Annotated in this window: 16 protein-coding genes; 8 read left to right on the plus strand and 8 right to left on the minus strand. The window is 67.5% G+C overall.

Translation table 11 applies throughout. The annotated features are described in order from the left end of the window. Nucleotides 1-12 precede the first annotated feature (12 nt). Nucleotides 13-975, minus strand: coding sequence for a transcriptional regulator FtrA (gene ftrA / locus OEJ37_RS10220; RefSeq protein WP_263344196.1), 963 nt, complete (start codon nt 973-975; stop codon nt 13-15). A 114-nt stretch (nt 976-1089) separates the two neighbouring features. On the opposite strand from ftrA, the gene OEJ37_RS10225 reads away from it, so the two are divergent. Further along, complete coding sequence (locus OEJ37_RS10225; RefSeq protein WP_263344197.1) at nt 1090-1509, plus strand: rhodanese-like domain-containing protein; 420 nt, start codon at nt 1090-1092, stop codon at nt 1507-1509. 90 nt (nt 1510-1599) lie between these two features. Further along, the gene (locus OEJ37_RS10230) at nt 1600-1926 is read left to right on the plus strand and encodes a superinfection immunity protein (protein ID WP_152856845.1); all 327 of its coding nucleotides are present in this window, start codon (nt 1600-1602) and stop codon (nt 1924-1926) included. Nucleotides 1927-1941: 15 nt separating this feature from the next. On the opposite strand, the gene OEJ37_RS10235 is transcribed toward OEJ37_RS10230, so the two are convergent. The 6 genes from OEJ37_RS10235 to OEJ37_RS10260 form a co-directional block, all read right to left on the minus strand. Then, nucleotides 1942-3117 carry a cytochrome P450 gene (locus tag OEJ37_RS10235; protein WP_263344198.1) on the minus strand — a complete coding sequence of 392 codons (1176 nt, stop codon included), beginning with the start codon at nt 3115-3117 and terminating at the stop codon, nt 1942-1944. A gap of 119 nt (nt 3118-3236) precedes the next feature. Further along, nucleotides 3237-3503 carry a YodC family protein gene (locus tag OEJ37_RS10240; protein ID WP_174420885.1) on the minus strand — a complete coding sequence of 89 codons (267 nt, stop codon included), beginning with the start codon at nt 3501-3503 and terminating at the stop codon, nt 3237-3239. A gap of 334 nt (nt 3504-3837) precedes the next feature. Further along, nucleotides 3838-4698 carry an oxaloacetate decarboxylase gene (locus OEJ37_RS10245; protein WP_263344199.1) on the minus strand — a complete coding sequence of 287 codons (861 nt, stop codon included), beginning with the start codon at nt 4696-4698 and terminating at the stop codon, nt 3838-3840. A 251-nt stretch (nt 4699-4949) separates the two neighbouring features. Continuing rightward, on the minus strand, nt 4950-5375 hold the full coding sequence (locus OEJ37_RS10250; RefSeq protein ID WP_263344200.1) for a GNAT family N-acetyltransferase: 426 nt from the start codon (nt 5373-5375) through the stop codon (nt 4950-4952). Nucleotides 5376-5430: 55 nt separating this feature from the next. After that, the gene (locus tag OEJ37_RS10255; protein WP_152856842.1) at nt 5431-6291 is read right to left on the minus strand and encodes a MurR/RpiR family transcriptional regulator; all 861 of its coding nucleotides are present in this window, start codon (nt 6289-6291) and stop codon (nt 5431-5433) included. 55 nt (nt 6292-6346) lie between these two features. Further along, entirely contained in the window at nt 6347-6700 is a 354-nt protein-coding gene (locus OEJ37_RS10260) for a NirD/YgiW/YdeI family stress tolerance protein (RefSeq protein ID WP_175918393.1), read from the minus strand. A gap of 229 nt (nt 6701-6929) precedes the next feature. Between OEJ37_RS10260 and OEJ37_RS10265 the strand changes: the two genes are divergently transcribed. From OEJ37_RS10265 to OEJ37_RS10285, 5 genes are all read left to right on the plus strand, one after another. Next, complete coding sequence (locus OEJ37_RS10265; protein WP_152856840.1) at nt 6930-7592, plus strand: response regulator; 663 nt, start codon at nt 6930-6932, stop codon at nt 7590-7592. Next, on the plus strand, nt 7589-8965 hold the full coding sequence (locus OEJ37_RS10270; protein WP_263344201.1) for an ATP-binding protein: 1377 nt from the start codon (nt 7589-7591) through the stop codon (nt 8963-8965). The genes OEJ37_RS10265 and OEJ37_RS10270 overlap by 4 nt, the downstream gene beginning before the upstream one ends. Before the next feature lie 481 nt (nt 8966-9446). Continuing rightward, nucleotides 9447-9893, plus strand: coding sequence for a MarR family winged helix-turn-helix transcriptional regulator (locus OEJ37_RS10275; RefSeq protein ID WP_174420858.1), 447 nt, complete (start codon nt 9447-9449; stop codon nt 9891-9893). A gap of 34 nt (nt 9894-9927) precedes the next feature. Continuing rightward, complete coding sequence (locus tag OEJ37_RS10280) at nt 9928-10296, plus strand: antibiotic biosynthesis monooxygenase family protein (RefSeq protein ID WP_174420859.1); 369 nt, start codon at nt 9928-9930, stop codon at nt 10294-10296. Between the two features lie 562 nt (nt 10297-10858). Then, nucleotides 10859-11059 (plus strand): DUF805 domain-containing protein, encoded by a 201-nt coding sequence (locus tag OEJ37_RS10285; protein WP_263344203.1) that lies wholly within the window; start codon nt 10859-10861, stop codon nt 11057-11059. Between the two features lie 480 nt (nt 11060-11539). Here OEJ37_RS10285 and blaPEN-bcc read toward each other — a convergent pair whose 3' ends face one another. Beyond that, nucleotides 11540-12460, minus strand: a complete 921-nt coding sequence (blaPEN-bcc, locus tag OEJ37_RS10290) for a PEN family class A beta-lactamase, Bcc-type (RefSeq protein ID WP_263344204.1) — start codon at nt 12458-12460, stop codon at nt 11540-11542. Between the two features lie 128 nt (nt 12461-12588). Between blaPEN-bcc and penR the strand changes: the two genes are divergently transcribed. After that, entirely contained in the window at nt 12589-13497 is a 909-nt protein-coding gene (penR, locus tag OEJ37_RS10295) for a beta-lactamase transcriptional regulator PenR (RefSeq protein ID WP_263344205.1), read from the plus strand. Nucleotides 13498-13868: the final 371 nt, after the last annotated feature.

The following is a 13868-nucleotide window of genomic DNA, read 5'->3' on the forward strand; positions in this document are numbered from 1 at the left end:
GTTCGCCGCCCGCTATCTTTCGCCGCGATCCATCCCGCGCCGGTACGCGGCCGGGCTCGTCGCCGCGACGCGCCGGAAATGCCGGCGCAACGATTCCTCGGAGCCGAACCCCGCGCGCGCCGCGACCTGCGCAAGCGGCAGCGCAGGTTGCGCTTCGAGCATGTCCTTCGCGACGTTCACGCGTTCGCGGATCAGCCACGCGAGCGGCGACATCCCCGTCGCGTCCGCGAACTGGCGCTGCAGCGTGCGCGTGCTCATCGCGGCCTGCGCGGCGAGCGACGCGAGCGTGTGCGGCTCGGCCGCGTGCGCTCGCATCCAGTCGATCAGCTTCGCGAGCCGGTCGCTGCCGCCCGGCGCGACCGGACGCGGCACGAACTGCGCCTGGCCGCCGTCGCGATGCGGCGGCAGCACGAGGCGTTGCGCGACACGGTTCGCGATCGCTCCGCCGTGATCGCGGCGCACCAGATGCAGCAGCATGTCGAGCCCCGCCGCCGAACCGGCCGACGTGACGATCTGCCCTTCGTCGACGTACAGCGCATCGGGATTCACGCGCAGCGCCGGGTAACGCGCCTGCAGGCGCTCCGCGTAACGCCAGTGCGTCGTCACGGTGAGCCCGTCGAGCACGCCGGCCGCCGCCAGCACGAACACGCCGGAACAGATCGAACAAAGCCGCGCGCCGCGCCGATGCGCGGCCCGCAGCTTCTTCAGCAGCGGCTCCGGCGGCAGTTCGTCCGGATCGCGCCAGCCGGGAATCACGATGGTATCCGCGCGATCGAGCGTCGCGAGCCGGTACGGCGCGGCGACTGTGATGCCGCCCGCCGCGCGCACCGGCCCCGGCTCGCTCGCGCACACCGCGAAGCGATACCAGTCGACGCCGAGTTCGGGGCGTTCGAGCGCGAACAGTTCGACCACGCAGCCGAATTCGAACGTGCAGAGGCGATCGTAGGCGAGCGCGACGACGAGATGATTGTGCATGGCGCGATGTTACCGGAACTTGTCGATCGCGCCACTGCCGCGAAACGCGCCGAACCGCGATACTGCACTCCATCCCGGCGCATTCCGCGCCCGTTCATCCAGGAGAGCCTGCCCATGTCCTTCGTCACCGACGTGCCCGCCGCCGACAGCCCCGCCGCCCTCGCGCATTTCGAGGCATCGCTGCGATTCGAGACCGATTGCTGGGACGTGCACGACGCGCTCGCGTCCGGCGAACCGGATTTCGTGCTGCTCGACGTGCGCGGCCCCGACCAGTTCGCCGCCGGCCACGTGCCCGGCGCACGCAACCTGCCGCGTCGCAAGATCGTCGTGGGCAAGCTCGCCGGCTATCCGGCCGGCACGCTGTTCGTCGTCTACTGCGCGGGCCCGCACTGCAACGGCGCCGCGCGCGCGGCGATCGAACTCGCGCGCCTCGGCCGCCCCGTCAAGCTGATGATCGGCGGCGTGACGGGCTGGCTCGACGAAGGTTTCGCGTTGAGCAACGAACTGCAGCCGGCGGACGCCGAAGCCCGCTGATCGTTATTAAAAACGCAACAATCAATTGTCGGCACACAAACGGAAAAAGCGCGACAATCAGCCCCATTGCAGTTCGGACGGAGCAGCACCATGAACGATGCAGTCCTGATTCAAGTGGCCGGTTCGGTCGTCGCGATCGCGCTCTATTTCCTGCCGGCCGTCGTTGCCGACCGGCGCGGCCGGCACGACAAGCTGACGATCGCGATGTTCAACGCGCTGTTCGGGTGGACCGGCATCGGCTGGCTGATGACGCTGTACTGGGCGTGCCAGCCGAACCCGCGCACCGATGTCGCGCAGACGATCCTCGCGAAACGCCGCGGCATCAGCATGCGGACCTTCTCGACCGGCCTCGTCGAACGCGTGCAGCGCCGCGTCGCCGCCCAGGAGCAATGGGCGGAGAAGCAAGGCTGCCGTTAAGTCCCTCTTTCCCCTTCACCGTGCCGCGTCGAACTTCGGCATCCTGACATTGGTCGACGCGCGGTAATTCCACTTCAGCCCGTCTAGCGGCGGCCAGCCGCCCGCGTGCAACCACGCCGCGAACGCCCCCGCCGTCACCGCCCGTGCGATCCGCTCGCCCGGACACCCATGCGGCCCCGTGCCGAAGCCGAAATTCGGCCCCGCGGCGCGGCCGGGCATCAGCCGGTGCGGGTCGCGATGCACGGCCGGGTCGCGGTTCGCCGCGGCGAGCACGACGAGAATCGCGTCGCCGGCGTCAACGGTCACGCCTTCGATCGTCGTGCGCGACGCGACGAAGCGGCGCGTGTTCTGCACCGGCGCATCGAAGCGCCCGACTTCAGAAACGAAAGCGTCGAGCCCGGCGGCGTCCGGCGCGGCGCGCGCGGTTTCCGCTTCCCCGCTCCATGCCGCCAGCGAGTTGCCGAGCCACGCGGCCGTCGCCTCGCAGGTCTGCGACAGCAACCCGACGAGATTCGCGACCAGCGCGCCGCTCGCCTGCCAGCCCGACGCGCGGGCAGCCTGCTGCACCGCGGCGACGAGCGTGCCGTCGTGCGCGTGCGTCTGCGCGACGCGCTCGGTCATCCGGTCGAGCAGTTGCCGCGCGCCGTCGCTCGCGCGGGCCAGCGCGGCCGCGTCCGACAGCGGCGACAGCGCGGCGACGAAGTCGACGACCCGCGCCGCGATGTCGTCGAGCTGCGTCTCGTCGAAGCCGAGCAGATCGGCAACCGCGCAGACGGGCACCGTCATGCACCACCCATTCAGCGCGTCGGCATCGCCCGGCGCCGGCAGCCGCCGCGCGGCAAGCTGCGCGGCACGGTCGCGCAGCTTGCCCGTGTCGACCGGCGCGAACGCCGTGCGCAGCGCCTGCTTCGGCACGTCGTGCCGCAACGCGCCGTCGTTCATGCGCACCAGCTCGCCGAACAGCGCACCGGCCGTCGTGCCGCGCAACGCGGGCGGCACGGGCGCGTCCAGCGGACGCACACGGCAGGCAGGATGGCCGAGCACGGCCGTCACGGCCGCCGCGCGGCTCGCGACCCACAGGCCGAGCGTGGCGTCGAACGCGAGCGGCGGCCCGTCGACGAGCGCGGCATAGTAGGGATAGGGATCGCGGTGCGTCACCGCGGCGATAGGATCGATCGGGTTCGAGTTCATGCGAACAGTATCGGCGCAGCGCGCTGCCGCATGTTTCGGGTTCGCGTGAAATGTCGTCGCGCCGGCGCTGCGTAGCGCGTGCATTGCACGCATCGCCGCATCGCAACGCCGGGCTGGCTTCAGGCCGCCGACCGGTAGCGGTGCGACTGCATGCGCATCCGGACGCGCCCGGCCGAAATCGCGCGCGGCTCCGGCACCACCGTGTCGTGATGGAACATTTCCTGTCGGAACTCGCCGTGCTCGTCGAACCACTGGCAGATCAGCCAGTCGCCGTCGTCGAACACGACCGGCCCGGCATAGGTGACGGTCATGCGCGGCCCGCCGGTTTTCAGCGTCACGACATCCCCGACGCGAAACCCGACACGCTGATTTTCTCGGATCGTCATCGCTCTCTCGATTTTTATATATTGATATTCCCGGCGGCCCGCAAAACCGGTCATTTGAATATGACGCAGATTATCAATCAAAAAAATAACCGGCAACTCCCGCGCACGAAAATTCGTCGATCGGAAAAATGTAACAATGCGCGGCACCGGTGCGCGCGGCCTGCAAACCTCGCCGGATCAGGCGCGGATTGTGCGCCGATTCCGGCCGAGCCGGCGGAATGCGGAGAATAAACGATGGTTTTCACATCGTCACCGGCGATTAAACCGGATGCGAAATCGGTTGATTATTGTCAATCAAATCGCCGACTGGGAACGATCCCACGTTTATTTGTGCTCATTCTCCGAACGAAACCGGTGAATTATCCGGCGCCGCAAACCAGCGATTGATATCGCGCCCCGGCACGGCCGCCTGCGTGAACGTGAACGTGCCGTCGCGCGCCATCTCCGTCGCGGCGCGCAGGAACGCGCCGAGCGCGGCCCGCGCCAGCGCACCGCCGACGCTCACGCGCTTCACGCCGAGCGCCGCCAGCTCGTCGACGCTCAGCAACCCGCCCTGCAGCCCCATCACCACGTTGACGGGCGCACCGACCGCCTGCGTCACCGCCGCGATCTCGGCGGCGTCGGTGATGCCCGGCGCATACAGCACGTCGGCGCCCGCGTCGCGATAGGCGACGAGCCGCGCGATCGAGTCGGCGAGGTCGCGACGGCCGTGCAGGTAGTTTTCGCAACGCGCGGTCAGCGTAAACGGAAACGGCAGCGCGCGCGCCGCGTCAGCGGCCGCCGCGATGCGCTCGACCGCCGCGTCGCGCGCGTAGATCGGCGCATCGGCGCGGCCCGTCGCATCCTCGATCGAGCCGCCGACCGCGCCGGCCTCGGCCGCCAGCCGGATCGTTTCGGCCACCGTTGCGGGCGCGTCGCCGAAACCGTTCTCGAGATCGGCACTCACCGGCAGGCCGCCCGCGGCGACGAGATCGGCGATGTGATCGAGCATCGCATCGCGGTCGATCGCGTTGTCGGGCTGCCCTTTCGAAAACGCGTAGCCGGCGCTCGTGGTGGCGAGCGCCTCGAAACCGGCCATCGCGAGCAGGCGGGCGGTGCCGGCGTCCCACGGGTTCGGGATGATGAACGCGCCGGGGCGCGTATGCAGCGAGCGGAAAGCTTCGGCTTGGCGGGCCTGACGGTCGGAACGGTTCATCGCGGACTCCCGGAAAGTGTTGACGGGTGAGCTTACGCCGGTCGTGCGCGCGACGTTTCAGCGATGGCCGAAATGTCGCCGCGCGACGGGAAAATGTCGACGGTGCGCCGGCGGCGGGCAGCGAGCGGGCAGGCGCCGCCTGCCTGCCCACTGTCAGACCGCTTTCGTTCACGTCGATGCGGACCGCCCGCAGTCAATGCCGAGCAACACGTCGGCGACGGCCTCGGAGAACTGCATCGCGCGACCGTCGCTCAGCCCGCGAGCTTCTTTGTCAGGAAAACGCGCGTGTGCCCGACCGGATAATCCGGCAGCTCGCCGAAGCGGACATAGCCGCGCTTCTCGTAGAAAGGCTGTGCCTGGAAGTCGAACGTATCGAGCCATGCGCTGTGACATCCGCGCGCAACGGCCTCCTCTTCGGCAAGATCCATGATGTGCGTGCCGGTCCCCAGGCCGCGCGCCTCCTCGGGCACCACGAGCAGGTCGACGTGCAGCCAGCCGAACGCCGTGCCGCCCCACAGGCCGCCGACCACCGCGCCTTCGGCGTCAGTCACGAGCACGGCCAGCGGCCGGAAGTCGGCCGGGCCGGCCTGGCGTTCGTTGAACCGGACGAGCGGCGCGACGATCTGTTTGCGCACGTTCGCATCGCCCGCGTCGGTCACCTCGTATGTGAACGTCATCGATTGTGTCGGGTTGAATCTTGAATGACGGACGGCCGAAGCCGCGCGTGCCGCGTCAGACGACGTAAGCGCCCTTCGCGTGCAGCTCCGCTTCGGTGCGCTCCAGCGCCGCGATCGCATCGCTGCCTTCGAGCGCGAGCAACTGCGCGACCAGCGCCTCGGCCATCGCATGCGCGGCCACCAGCGACGGAAAGAACGACGGGCTGTCGTGCGTGAAGATCAGTTGCGCGTCCGCGTGCAGCGCGATCGGCGACACCGCGCTGTCGGTGATCGCAACGATCCGGCTGCCCTGCGCTTTCGCGGCCTGCGCGACGCGCGTCGCCTCCGCCGAATACGGCGCGAAGCTGATGACCACGGTCACGCTCTGCTTCGCGATCGTCCGCAGCTCCATTTCGAGCGAACCGGCGACGCCGTTGAGCAGCGATACGGTCGGACGGAACAGCCGGTAGCCGTACACGAACCCGAACGCGACCGGATAACACGAGCGGAACCCCGCGACGTGCACATGCGACGCCTTGCGGATCAGCCTGGCCGCATCCGCGAGCGCGTGCTCGTTCTGCGCGGCGGTGGCCGACAGGTTGTGCTGCTGCGCGGCGAGCAGGTCGTGCGCGAGCGACGCCTTCGCGTCGGGCCGCACGAGCGAGCGCGCTCGCTGCGTGAGCGGCTCGGGGCGCGTGCGCACGCGCGCGACGCACAGGTCGCGCAGCTCGTTCCAGCCGGGGAAACCGAATTGCTGCGCGAGCCGCACGAGCGACGCAGGCTGCACCTGCGCGCGCTGCGCGACCTTGCGCATCGACGAGGTGGCGACTTCGTCGGGATGATCGAGCAGGAAGGCGGCGCCCGCCTGGAATTGCGGGCTCAGCTCGGAAAATTGCGCCCGGATCCGGGACGCGAGTTCGTCGAAATTGGCGGCCATCTTGGTGGGAACGGGAACCGGTCGTTCATGGTATCACCGGCCCCGCACGCACCGGTCAGTGCAGCACTTCGACGTGGTCGGCGTCGACCTTCACCTTGCCCGACCATTTGCGCTCGAATTCGCCGGTCAGCTTCACTTCGCTCTTGTCGCTGACGGGCTGGCCGGCCGCCCACAGCTTCTTGTCGATCTCGACGCGGATCGTGCCGGTCGCGTCGGCGAACTCGTAGTCCTCGCCGCCGGCATGCTTGACGATGCGCCCCTGCAACTGCACGTGCTGGTCGTCCTTGCCGTTCGCGAGCAGTTCCTTCACGGTCGTCGTGGTCAGCGCGGACGGCCCCGTGTATTGCGCGTAGACGGCGGCAGGCAGCGTGGCGAGCGCGACCGTCAGGATTCTGGCCAGATGTTTCATGATGTCGATCCTCTTCTTCGATGTGATGCCGCGCCCCGTTGAACGCGACGGCCCGAGATTACGGAGCGTAAGATTAAGCAAACCTGAAGGCCGTGCAACGCGGCACGCGGTCGTGTCGATACGGTGCGCCAACGCACGGAGGCGTCCGTGTTTAAGCTCCCGCTAAGGCACGCACGCTTATCATGAGAACCCCGGGCGCCGCGGCGCCCCGTTGAAGAGACACGAATCCATGCGCGTACTGCTCGTCGAGGACGATCCGCTGATCGGCAGCGGGCTCGAACAGGGCCTCAAACAGGAAGGCTTCGCGGTCGACTGGGTGAAGGACGGCGACGCCGCGTCGCTCGCGCTGCGCTCGACCGGCTACGGCCTGCTGCTGCTCGATCTCGGGCTGCCGAACCGCGACGGCCTGTCGGTGCTCGCCGCGCTGCGCCGCCGCGACGAAACCCTGCCCGCGATCATCATCACCGCGCGCGACGGCGTGCCGGACCGCATCGCCGGCCTCGACAGCGGCGCGGACGACTATCTCGTCAAGCCGTTCGAGCTCGACGAGCTGCTCGCCCGCATCCGCGCGGTCAATCGCCGCCATGCGGGCCGCGCGCAGACGACGCTTGCGATCGGCCCGCTGCGGCTCGATCCCGTCAAGCACCTCGTCTGGCTCGACGACGAAGAAGTGCCGCTGTCGCCGAAGGAGTTCGTACTGCTGCACGAGCTGATGCGCGAACCGGGCGCGGTGATTTCGCGCGAGCAGTTCGAGGAGCGGCTGTATAGCTGGGGCGAGGAAATCGAAAGCAACGCGGTGCAGGTGCACATCCACAACCTGCGCAAGAAGCTCGGCCACGACATGATTCGCACGGTGCGCGGCGTCGGCTACCGGATCGGTGACGGCACATGACGGGCATGCAACGCGCGATCGCGCGCTGGCGCAACGCGTCGCTGCGGCGGCGCCTGCTGATGTGGCTGCTGCCGGCCGCGTGCGTGATCGGGCTGGTCGCGAGCGCGGGCACCTACTGGGGCGCGCTGCGCGAACTCGACGACCTGCTCGACGATCAGATGCGCAGCATGTCGAAGCAGATCGTCGTCGGCCCGAACGGCGAGCTGTCGTTCAGCAACCAGGCCAAAGGCAAGCACGGCTTCGAAGCCAGCGATCCCGATGCCGTGCTGCTGCAGGTCTGGCGCAACGGCACGCTCATGTATTCGACCGACCGCGATTCGAAGCTGCCACCGCCCGCGCAGACGGGCATCGCGAGCGTCGACGTCGACGGCCAGCCGTGGCGCACCTATGTGACCGAGCGCGGCGGCACGACGATCCGGCTCGCGCAGGCACGTCATGCGCGATGGGAAGCGATTGCGGGCATCGCCGTGCACCTGCTGTGGCCGGTGTTCTCGATGCTGCCGGTGCTGGCGATCGGTCTGTGGTTCGGCATCGGCGCGGGGCTGCGGCCGCTGCGTACGATCGCGTCGGGCCTGAAGCGCAGGAATGCGAACAATCTCGAACCGGTCGACGTCGCCTCGATGCCGAACGAGGTCCGGCCGCTCGCCGAAGCGATCAACGACCTGCTCGCGCGACTCGACCGCTCGTTCACGCTGCAGCGGCACTTCATCGCCGATGCCGCGCACGAGTTGCGCACGCCGATCATGGGGCTGTCGATCCAGTCGAATCTGCTGCGGCGCGCGACGACCGCCGAAGAGCGCGAGCGCATCCTCGCGCAAATCCATGCGGGCACGACGCGCCTCGGCCACCTCGCCGAACAGTTGCTGACGCTCGCGCGCCTCGAACCCGATGCGCAAGCGGCCACGTCCGCGTCGGCGCCCGTCGATCTCGCCGCGCTGTGCCGGTCGGTGGTCTCGGACCGCGCGCGCGTCGCCGACGCGCACCGGATCGATCTCGGCGCGATCGTCGCAGCGCCCGTGATGGCCGCGGGCAATATCGACACGCTGCGCGTGCTGCTGAACAATCTCGTCGACAACGCGATCCGCTATGCGGGTGACGGCGCGCGCGTCGACGTGTCCGCGCGCATCGACGGTACAACGCCGGTGCTCGAAGTCGCCGACGACGGCCCCGGAATCCCGGAGGCCGAGCGCACCGATGTGTGGGAGCGCTTCTATCGCGGCGAAGGCGCGCAGGCGGCCACGTCGTCGGGCAGCGGGCTCGGGCTGTCGATCGTCAAGCGAATCGCCGAACAGCATCGCGCGACGGTCGCACTCGGCACCACGCGCGGCGGGCGCGGGCTGACCGTCACAGTGCGCTTTCCTGCACCGGTCTGATGCGCGCGTGACAGGCAGCTTGTCCACAGATTATGTTGGCAAGCTTGTGGACAACCTTCCATTAACGGCACCAAGCCGTTGATCGGTAAGGGTTTGTCACGCGTGCGCGGCAAATGCGCCAAGCGGTCGCGAATACGTGCATGTTCGCCGCCGACGCGACCTCAACCGCGCGTCATGCACCGCCCTTGGTCAACCACGCACTCGACTCAATTGTCGTAGACGATCCGTTCGCCCCGCAGGCCGGTCGAGGTTTCGAGGATGCTCGCATGCTTCTCCACGGAGCAATACAGAAGGCCCTTCGGATAGTCGTCCGGCCTGGGTCGGGTTCAGTCCTCTTCATGAACGATAACGGTACCGCCCAACGGATACGCACCGACGTGTTCGCCATGAATAGAGCTGGCCGTCCGGCGACACACGCACATATTTGACAACCAGTTGTCGTTTACGTAAAGTAGTTGTCAATTCATGATGCGTATCAAATATGACGAAATCCGAGAAGTTGACCGCCATCGCGTTGTCCGTATTCCGGTTGAACGGCCTGCTGATCGAATGGGGCAACGCCTTTGCCGAGCCGCACGGCTTGACCAGTGCACGCTGGCAAGTGCTGGGCGCGATCTCGATGGCGCCGGAAGCGCCGAACATCCCGCAGATCGCCGACGCGATGGGCATCACCCGGCAGGCCGTGCTGAAACAGATCAACGTGCTCGTCGACGAAGGGCTGGTCCGGTCGCTGCCGAACCCGGCGCACAAGCGCTCGCCGCTGTATTCGCTGACACCGCGCGGCGAAACGGCCTATCAGGCCGTGGTCGGGCAATGGCAACAGCACGTTCGCGACATCGCCGGCGACTTCAGTTCGGCCGACCTGGATGCGGCGATTCGCGTTCTGTCGGCGATGTCCGTCGCGCATGGCCAGGATGGCCACGCGTAACCGCACGATTACCCCACGACCCACCGGAGTTCCCATGCCCCAGTTCAAGCCGATGGATCCGGCCTTTCCGATCCAGCAACAGATCGCCATCGACGCGCAGCCCGTCGTCCTCGTCAACGTGTTCACGCTGGATCCCGCGGACGAAGCGGAATTCCTGGCCGTGTGGAAGGACGATGCCGAGTTCATGAAACGGCAGCCGGGATTCATCTCGACGCAGCTTCATCGCGCGCTCGGCGACAGCCCGACTTACCTGAACTACGCGATCTGGGAATCGACGCACGCGTTTCGTGCGGCCTTCACGCATCCCGAGTTCGTCGCGAAACTGTCGGCCTATCCGTCGTCCGCCGTCGCCAGCCCGCACCTGTTCCAGAAAGTCGGCGTGGCCGGAATTTGCACCCCGTGAGCCCACATGCGAATCGCGGCAGCGTGTGGCATTTGCCGGTGTCGTGCCCGCCGACCGCGAATGCGCAGTTCTCCACAGAAAATGTTGGCAAGCTTGTGGATATCCTGCGCACCGCAACGCTAAACCCTTGATCCGATGGACTTTGGCACGCGTGATGCAGACGAGGCGCGTGCGATGACCTTCGCGCGCACCGCTTCGCCGCACTTCGCATCACGACGCCACGGCGACGCATAACGCAGTCGCCGTGCGCATGCCACGCCACTTACCCACAGATTTTGTTGGCAAGCTTGTGGATATCCTGCGCACGCGTGCGCTAACCCGTTGATCCGCCTTAAATTCATGCGCCGCGTCAGCGTTTCGGCAACATGCGGCGCGAGCATGCGCGAATACGAAATGATCCGGCGCGACAGCGGCGCACCACCCGCGCCTTGACGCTCGCGCCCGCCACGCGTCACTATCTCGCGAGCCGCACGTGGCCGCGCATCGCCGGCTTCGCGCGTCGGCGCAACGTGCCGGCCGTTCCGCCGGCGCCGCACCACGACACATCACTCCGAGGAAGGCCATGGAACACTTCACCGCGTGGCCGTTGCTCGTCTCGCTCGTGCTTGTCGCCGTCGTCGTCTATCCGTATGTCCGCATCGTCCGGCGCACCGGGCATTCGGGCTGGTGGATCCTGACGATGTTCGTCCCGATCCTGAACTTCATCATGTTGTGGGTATTCGCGTTCGCGCGCTGGCCCGCCGTCGACGATCAGCAGCGCTGAATGCCGTGACAGCGGACGCTCGGGCTTGTCCACAGATTTTGTTGGCAAGCATGTGGATAGCCTGCGCATACCGCAACCAAGCGCTTGATCCGTAAGACTTTGTCCGCGCCGCTTCGAATGCGGCACGCGGCTGGCAAAACACCCCTCGTGCATCGCCTCGACGCGTGACGGGCAGCCTGCCGCGCGTGCGGACCGGCTTGTCCACAGATTTTGTTGGCAAGCGTGTGGATAGCCTGCGCATACCGCGGCCAAGCACTTGATCCGTAAGACTTTGTCCGCGCCGCTTCAAACGCGGCACAGCGGCGTGTGTCACGACGAACGCGGCCACTCGCGAGCTTGTCCACAATTTTTGTTGGCAAGCATGTGGATATCCTGAGCATGCGCGACCTAAGTCGTTGATCGCACAACGTTTGGCCGCGCAGGTCACGACAGCGGCACGGCGTGCATGCGCATCCCGTCGCGCACGCCGCACCGCCCTGCTCAACCAAGCGCCGCGACCACGACGCGCGCGACGTCGGCGATCACATCGTCCTTCGCCCGCGCATCGGCATGCGCCTGCGTGTAGTACACGGCCAGCACGATCGGCGCACGCGACGGCGACCACACGACACCCAGGTCGTTCGTCGTCCCGTAGTCGCCGGTGCCCGTCTTGTCGCCGACCGTCCACCCGGCCGGCACGCCCGCGCGGATTCGCTTGTCACCGACCTTGTTGCCGCGCAGCCAGGTAACGAGCTGCGCACGCTGCGCAGCCGGCAACGCATCGCCGAGCGTCAGCACGCGCATGCTCGCGGCCATCGCGGCCGGCGTCGTCGTGTCGCGCAAGTCGCCCGGCAGCGCGGTATTCAGTTCGGTCTCCCATCGATCGAGCCGGAACGTGTCGTCGCCGATCGAGCGCGCATATGCGGTCACCGCCGACGGGCCGCCGAGCAACTTCATCAGCAGGTTCGCGGCCGAGTTGTCGCTGTACTGGATCGTGGCCTCGCACAGTTCGGCGACCGTCATGCCCGCGCCGACATGCTTCTCCGTCACCGGCGAGTAGTTGACGAGATCGGCCTTTCCGTACGTCACGCGCTGTTGCAGCAATCCCGGACGCGCGACGCTCTGCGCGAGCACCGCCGCACTCAGCATCGCCTTGAAGGTGCTGCAGAACGGGAAGCGCTCGTCGGCGCGATGCGCCACGCGCCGGCCGCTCGCGGTGTCGATCGCACACACGCCGAGACGGCCGCCCGCGGTGCGTTCGAGCTGGGCAAGCGTCGCCGCGGCCGCCGCGACTGCCACGTCCGGCATCGCAGCCTCGTCCGGCGCGGCGGTCTGCGACGACGCGCACGCGGTAACGGTCAGGACGAGCGGCGCCGTCGCGGCGGCCAGCAACAGGGTTCGACGTTTCGATGAGTAGGTCATGTCGGTTGTCTCGTGATGGAATGGACGCGAAATGGTGTTGAAAACGGCCTGCCGCCGAGACAGCACTATCGGGACTTTACGGTTGCCTGACAAGCAACGATAATTGAGCGCTGACAAAAGAAATTCTTATGACTAAGCTCCGCCCTCATCTTCCGCTCAATGCGCTGCGCGCGTTCGAATCGTCCGCGCGCCACCTGAACTTCACGCGCGCCGGTCTCGAGCTGAGCGTGACCCAGGCCGCGGTCAGCCAGCAGGTGCGCTCGCTCGAGGAACGGCTCGGCTGCACGCTGTTCACGCGGCTGCCGCGCGGGCTCGGGCTCACCGACGAGGGGCGCGCGCTGCTGCCCGTGCTGAGCGATGCGTTCAGCCGCATCGAGACGGTGCTCAAGCAGTTCGACGGCGGGCGTTTCCGCGAGGTGCTGACGCTCGGTGTCGTCGGCACCTTTGCCATAGGCTGGCTAATGCCACGGCTGAAGCAGTTCGGCGACACGCACCCGTTCGTCGAGCTGCGGCTGCGGACCAACAACAACGTCGTCGACCTCGCCGCCGAGGGGCTCGATTTCGCGATCCGTTTTGGTGAAGGCAACTGGCCGGCGACGCGCAACGAGCGCCTGCTCGATGCGCCGCTCACCGCACTATGCGCGCCGGAAATCGCGCGGCGCCTCGCGCAGCCGGCCGATCTCGCGAATGAAACGCTGCTGCGCTCGTACCGCACCGACGAATGGCTCGGCTGGTTCGACGCCGCGCAACTCGAACCGTGGGCGGTCAACGGGCCGGTGTTCGATTCGTCGCGGCTGATGGTCGAGGCCGCGATGCAGGGCGCGGGCGTCGCGCTTGCGCCGGCCTGCATGTTCGCGCGCGAATTGCAGCTCGGCCTGCTCGCACGGCCGCTCGACATCGACGTGCGCGCGGGCGGCTACTGGCTCACGTCGCTGAAGTCGAAACCGCTCACGCCCGCGATGACGCTCTTTCGCGACTGGATCGCGGCCGAAGCGGCCGAAGCGGCCGAAGCGGCCGACTCGGCGCCGGCCGCGTAACGCGGCCGCGCTTGTCCACAGAAAGTGTTGGCAAGGATGTGGATATCCTGGGTACCCAGGACCTAAGCCCTTGATCGCGCACGAATTACCGCGTCGACGCAGACATCGGGCAGCCCGTGCGCACGGGCCTCGCAGGCCGATCGCGTTCAGGCCGGATCCTCAACCATTGCGACGCAATCGATTGCGAGTTGTCCACAGATTTTGTTGGCAAGCCTGTGGATATCCGCCAGACCGGACGCGTAACACATTGATACACAAGGGGATTCGATTTACGGACCTTGACGGGTCAATGATGCGGCAGCGCAAGGTCATTCGAACCGCGCACCGGGTACGCGCCGCGGGCCCGCCCGGAGGCCGGCCGGTTCTCCACA

The organism is Burkholderia sp. BKH01, from assembly GCF_025685725.1.
Taxonomy (GTDB): Bacteria; Pseudomonadota; Gammaproteobacteria; order Burkholderiales; family Burkholderiaceae; genus Burkholderia; species Burkholderia pyrrocinia_C.